4 protein-coding genes are annotated in these 6783 nt (G+C 44.2%); all 4 read left to right on the forward strand.

What is annotated here, in order from left to right:
- The first annotated feature begins 472 nt into the window (after nucleotides 1-472).
- From pgaA to pgaD, 4 genes are read left to right on the forward strand one after another with little or no spacing between them, the layout of a single operon-like run.
- Complete coding sequence (gene pgaA, locus OQV04_RS22890) at nucleotides 473-2893, forward strand: poly-beta-1,6 N-acetyl-D-glucosamine export porin PgaA (RefSeq protein WP_063120618.1); 2421 nt, start codon at nucleotides 473-475, stop codon at nucleotides 2891-2893.
- 8 nt (nucleotides 2894-2901) lie between these two features.
- Nucleotides 2902-4920: a poly-beta-1,6-N-acetyl-D-glucosamine N-deacetylase PgaB gene (gene pgaB, locus OQV04_RS22895; RefSeq protein WP_063120619.1), complete on the forward strand. Its 2019-nt coding sequence runs from the start codon at nucleotides 2902-2904 to the stop codon at nucleotides 4918-4920.
- Entirely contained in the window at nucleotides 4913-6238 is a 1326-nt protein-coding gene (gene pgaC / locus OQV04_RS22900; RefSeq protein WP_074152548.1) for a poly-beta-1,6-N-acetyl-D-glucosamine synthase, read from the forward strand. Before pgaB ends, pgaC begins: the two co-directional genes overlap by 8 nt.
- A 1-nt stretch (nucleotide 6239) precedes the next feature.
- Nucleotides 6240-6653, forward strand: a complete 414-nt coding sequence (gene pgaD / locus OQV04_RS22905) for a poly-beta-1,6-N-acetyl-D-glucosamine biosynthesis protein PgaD (protein WP_063120621.1) — start codon at nucleotides 6240-6242, stop codon at nucleotides 6651-6653.
- Nucleotides 6654-6783 lie beyond the last annotated feature (130 nt).

Raw genomic sequence — 6783 nt, forward strand, 5'->3', positions numbered from 1 at the left:
CCATCTTAATATTTTACAGATTCACTACTGCAATAAGTTGTAAAAACTCATAAATCATTATACCCCCCATAAAACAATAATTCATATAGTCATCAAGAGTAATTATCACAGAAAATAATGCTGCAACACCGCATTGAATCAGGGTTTTCGAAAAATCCGAAATCACCACTCGGAATTTACTGATTTAATTATTTTAATCCTGTATTACTTTGAAAGACGCATAGGGAATTATGCAGAATCCCCGTAGTCCTTCCCTTTTGGGCCCGTAGTCCTTCCCTTTTGGGATGGATTTTCGAGGAAAGTAAAGGATTTGATATGAACACTCAGCTCACCATTTCTTCATCTCACTATCAACAATTTGCGTCTTTATTCCTCGTTTAATTACGGGTTTTTGATGTGAATAAATCTTTTCTTTTCAGCCAACTGGACATTCGCGAAGAGAGTATTTTTGCAATACATGGAGTAATACAGGATGTATTCAAGTAGTAAAAAAAGGTGCCCAAAAACCAAATTGGTTTTGAATTTTCTTACCGCTGCATTTTTAGCGTCGAGTCCCGTTGCGAATAGTGCAGTTAATAACGCCTATGATGCATTGATTATTGAAGCTCGCAAGGGTAATACTCAGCCAGCTTTAACATGGTTTGCACAAAAGTCTGTACTCAGTAATAACCAGATTGCTGACTGGCTACAGATTGCCTTATGGGCTGGACAAGATAAACAGGTTATTAGCGTTTACAACCGCTACCGTCACCAGCAATTACCCGCGCGCGCTTATGCGGCTGCCGCCATCGCTTATCGTAACATGCAGCAATGGCAAAACTCACTGACACTGTGGCAAAAGACTCTCTCTCTGGAGCCGCAAAATAAAGATTATCAACGGGGACAAATTTTAACCCTGGCAGATGCGGGTCACTATGACACTGCACTGGTTAAACTTCAGCAGATTAAGTCCGGTACACCTGACAAAGCCAATTTACTCGCAGAAGCCTATATCTATAAACTGGCAGGTCGTCATCAAGATGAATTACGGGCAATGACAGAATCATTACCTGAAAATTCCTCTACGCAATATACGGAAGAATACGTACAGGCATTACGTAATAATCAGCTTTCTGCCGCCATTGACGATGCCAATTTAACGCCGGATATCCGCGCTGATATTCATGCCGAATTGGTCAGACTGTCATTTATGCCTACGCGCAGTGAAAGTGAACGCTATGCCATTGCCGATCGCGCCCTCGCCCAATACACCGCATTAGATATTCTGTGGCAAAACAACCCAGACCGAATTGCACAATACCAGCGTATTCAGGTTGACCATCTTGGCGCGTTGTTAACCCGCGAACGCTACAAAGATGTTATTTCTCATTATCAGCATTTACAAAATACAGGGCAATCTGTTCCCCCCTGGGCACAGTATTGGGTTGCTTCCGCTTATCTGCACGATCGTCAACCGGGAAAAGCACAAGCGATGATGACCCAACTGTTCTATCACCAGGCACAACCAAATATTGAATTATCCGAAGAAGAGCGTGCAGATCTCTTTTACAGCCATCTGGAAAGTGAGAATTATAGTGGGGTGTTAATGCTCACTGATCACACCATTACTACAGCATCTCCATACCGTCGGATTATGGGTTCTCCTGTAACGATACCTAATGACAAGTGGCTACAGGGTTATTCGTTCCTTTCAGCGGCTGCGCAATACGGTAATGATTTACCACAAGCTGAAGCAATAACCCGAAATATGAGCAATAACGCACCGGGTAATCAGGGATTACGCATCGACTACGCCAGCGTATTACAGGCTCGTGGTTTACCTCGTGCTGCAGAAACAGAATTAAAAAAAGCCGAACTACTTGAGCCAAGAAATATACTGCTGGAGGTTGAACAGGCCTGGAATGCATTAACATTGCAGGAGTGGAAACAGGCGAAAGTATTAACTGAAGATGTGGTCACCCGCAATCCTGAAGCCCCCGCGGTAAAACGTATACAGCGTGCGCTTGAAGTACATGACATGGCTGAACTACGTATTTCAGGTTCTTCTGGATTGGATTCCGAAGGTCCGGATAATGGCAAACATGATGTGAATTTTACCAGCGTTGTGTACTCACCACCGCTGAATGAAAACTGGCGTGCTTTTGCTGGTTTTGGCTATGCTGATGGTCAATTCAGCGAGGGGAAAGGGATTGTTCGTGACTGGTTAACTGGCCTCGAATGGCGTTCGCGCGACATCTGGCTGGAAGCAGAATTTGCTGGACGTTATTTTAATGGCGAACATAAACCCGGTGCACGTTTATCAGGCTGGTACGATTTTAACGACAACTGGCGACTTGGTGCTGAACTGGAACGCATCTCTCATCGAGTCCCCCTACGGGCAATGAAAAATGGCATAACCGGCAACAGTGCTCAGGCATATTTACGCTGGTATCAGAATGAGCGTCGTCAATACAGCAGTTCATGGGCATTTACTGATTTTTCTGATGGAAACCAACGTCACGAAGTATTTATCAATGGTAGTGAACGGATGTGGTCTTCATCCCGACTGATTATTGATTTTCAGCCCACAATTTATTACGGCCAGAATACAAAAAAAGACACCCCCTATTTTAACCCGGAAAAAACGCTCGATATTGTTCCGGCACTGGAGGCAAGCCATTTATTGTGGCGTAAATACGAGAATAGCTGGCAGCAAATATTTAGCGCAGGCGCTGGTACCTCATGGCAAAAAAATTATGGTACCGATCTAGTTACACAGCTGGGGTATGGGCAACGCGTTGCGTGGAATGACGTAATAGATGCCGGTGCAACGGTACGTTGGGAAAAGCGGCCTTATGACGGCAACAGAGAGCATAATTTATATGTTGAATTTGATATGACATTCAAATTTTAAGGATCATTATGTTACGTAAAGGAATAAGATATCTGTTTTTGTTGATTAGCATTGCTATGCTTTCTGCATGTTTTAATCATCAAAACAATAAGTTTACGCCACCACAAAGTCGAGAATCTTTAAAGGCAGAACATCCGTGGCCACAAAATAACTTTGTAGCCATCTCCTGGCATAATGTTGAAGACGATACTGCTGATCAGCGTTTTATGTCAGTGCGAACTTCTGCGCTTCGTGAACAATTTGCATGGCTTCGTGAAAATGGCTATCACCCCGTCAGCGTTGACCAAATTCGGGAAGCTCACCGTGGGGGAAAACCGCTACCTAATAAAGCGGTTTTACTCTCCTTTGATGATGGATTTCAGAGTTTTTACAGCCGTGTATTCCCTATTCTGCAAGCATTCCAGTGGCCCGCATTATGGGCACCGGTTGGCAGTTGGATAGACACGCCGATGAATCAACAAGTTAAATTTGGCGATGAAATGGTAGACAGAGACTATTTTGCCACCTGGCAACAAGTGCGTGAAATAGGACGTTCGAAGTTGGTTGAAATAGCCTCGCATACCTGGAATTTTCACTACGGTATTGAGGCTAATCCCACTGGCAGCAAATTACCCGCTTTTGTTAATCGCATGTATTTTTCAAATAATGAGCGATACGAAACCGAAGCGGAATATCGCAGCCGCATTCGTCAGGATGCCGTAAAAATGACCGAGAAGTTGAAAACAAATGCTGGCGTAAATGCCCAGGTTTTTGTCTGGCCCTATGGTGCAGCAAACGGTATTGCGATTGAGGAATTAAAAAAACTGGGTTATGACATGTTCTTCACTCTGGAGTCCGGACTGGGAAATACTTCCCAGTTAGATTCTATTCCGCGCGTATTAATCGCCAATAATCCATCACTTAAAGAGTTTGCTCAGCAAATTATTGGTGTGCAGGAAACATCACCAGAGCGAGTTATGCACATCGATCTCGATTATGTTTATGATGCTGACCGCCAACAGCTGGAGCGAAATCTGGATGTGTTGATTCAGCGGGTGAAAGATATGCAAATTTCCAGTGTGTATTTGCAGGCTTTCGCCGACCCAGCAGGTGATGGTCTGGTTAAAGAGGTCTGGTTTCCTAATCGCCTGTTACCCATGAAAGCGGATTTGTTTAACCGTGTTGCATGGCAATTAATGACTCGTGCCGGAGTGGCCGTTTACGCCTGGATGCCGGTATTGAGTTGGGATTTAGATCCCGCATTACCCCGGGTGGAATATTTGCCATTTGATAAGCAAGCATCACAAATTCATCCAGCGCAATACCGTCGTCTCTCCCTTTTCGATGACCGGGTACGTGAACAAATTAGTACCCTTTATGAGGATCTTGCAGGTCATGCGTCTTTTGATGGCATTTTGTTTCATGACGATGCCGTGTTGTCAGATTACGAAGATGCCAGTGCTCCAGCAATAGCTGCTTATAAGAAAGCAGGATTTGCGACGAGTATTCGTGAAATCCGCGAGGATCCTGAGCAATTTAAACGCTGGACGCAATTTAAACGCAAGGCCTTAACAGACTTCACATTAGCGCTAAGCGCCAAAGTCAAGGCTGTTCGCGGCCCACAAATTAAGACTGCGAGAAATATTTTTGCCCTCCCCGTTATGCAGCCAGAAAGTGAAGCATGGTTTGCCCAAAACTATGCCGATTTTCTACAAAGCTATGACTGGACGGCAATCATGGCAATGCCCTATATGGAAGGAGTTGATGAGAAATCTGCTGATCAATGGTTAATACAACTGGTCAATCAGATTAAAAGCATCCCTCAAGCAAAAGATAAATCTATTTTAGAATTACAGGCACAAAACTGGCAGAACAATGGTCAGCATCAGGCTATTTCTTCGCAAAAACTTGCTCACTGGATGAGCCTTTTCCAACTGAATGGAGTGAAAAATTATGGTTATTATCCCGATAACTTCCTGCATAACAAACCTGAAATAGACGTTATTCGTCCTGAGTTTTCCACAGCCTGGTATCCGAAAAATGATTAATCGTATCGTATCGTTTTTTATATTATGTCTGGTGTTATGCATACCCCTATGTGTAGCGTACTTTCATTCTGGCGAATTGATGATGAGGTTCGTTTTCTTCTGGCCATTTTTTATGTCCATTCTGTGGATTGTTGGCGGAGTCTATTTCTGGGCCTATCGTGAACGCCATTGGCCGTGGGGAGAAAACGCACCAGCTCCACAGCTGAAAGATAATCCGTCTATCTCCATTATCATTCCCTGTTTTAATGAGGAGAAAAACGTTGAGGAAACCATACACGCAGCTCTGGCACAGCGTTATGAGAACATTGAAGTTATTGCTGTAAATGACGGTTCAACAGACAAAACCCGTGCGATCCTGGATCAACTGGCTGCGGAAATTCCCCGTCTGCGAGTCATTCATCTGGCGCAAAATCAGGGGAAAGCCATTGCGCTTAAAACCGGAGCAGCCGCGGCGAAAAGCGAATATCTGGTGTGTATCGATGGCGACGCGTTATTAGATCGCGATGCGGCGGTGTATATTGTTGAACCAATGTTATACAACCCTCGCGTGGGTGCTGTAACCGGTAATCCTCGCATACGTACACGTTCAACTCTGATAGGTAAAATTCAGGTTGGCGAGTTTTCCTCAATTATTGGTTTGATCAAACGCACCCAGCGTATCTATGGAAACGTATTTACTGTTTCCGGCGTTATCGCTGCATTTCGTCGCAGTGCCCTGGCTGAAGTGGGTTACTGGAGTGACGATATGATCACCGAAGATATTGATATTAGTTGGAAGCTGCAGTTGAATCAGTGGACAATTTTTTACGAGCCACGGGCGCTGTGCTGGATATTAATGCCGGAAACATTAAAAGGGCTATGGAAACAACGCCTGCGCTGGGCCCAGGGTGGTGCAGAAGTATTCCTCAAAAATATGACCAGATTATGGCGTAAAGAAAACGTACGAATGTGGCCGTTGTTTTTTGAATATTGCCTGACGACAATATGGGCCTTTACCTGTCTTGTTGGTTTCATTATTTACGTGGTCCAGCTTGCAGGTGTACCGTTAAATATTGAATTGACACATATCGCCGAGACACATACTGCAGGAATATTATTATGTGCGTTATGTTTAGTACAATTTATTGTCAGTCTGGTAATTGAGAATCGCTATGAGCATAATCTTGCTTCATCGCTTCTCTGGATTATCTGGTTCCCGGTCATTTTCTGGGTACTGAGTCTTGCAACGACGTTGGTTTCATTTACACAAGTCATGTTGATGCATAGAAAGCAACGCGCCCGTTGGATAAGCCCAGATCGTGGTATTCTGAGAGGTTAATATGAACAATTTAATTATTACGACCCGACAATCGCCAGTACATTTATTGGTTGATTATGTAGCTACGACTATCCTGTGGGCGTTATTTGCTTTGTTTATATTCTTATTCGCCATGGATCTGCTGTCGGGTTATTACTGGCAAAGCGATGCCCGAAGCAGACTTCAGTTCTATTTTTTCGTGGCGGTGACGAATGCCGTCGTGTTAATTATCTGGGCGCTGTACAACAAGCTGCGTTATCAAAAACAGCAGCATCATGCAGCATACCAATACACGCCGCAAGAATATGCAGAGAGCTTAGCAATACCTGATGAACTCTATCAGCAACTGCAAAAAAACCACAGGATGAGCGTACACTTCACTAACCATGGGCAAATAAAAATGGTGGTGTCAGAAAAAGCGCTGGTCCGGACATAACCCCCTCAAAACGGAGCCCGGTACGCCCGGGCTCTGCACCAATAATACGCTTAACTGGGTGATGCTGCCAACTTACTGATTTAGTGTATGATGGTGTTTTTGAGGTGCTCCAGTGGCTTCTGTTTCTATC

The organism is Escherichia sp. Lx600-2, assembly GCF_036662595.1.
Classification (GTDB): Bacteria; Pseudomonadota; Gammaproteobacteria; order Enterobacterales; family Enterobacteriaceae; genus Escherichia; species Escherichia coli.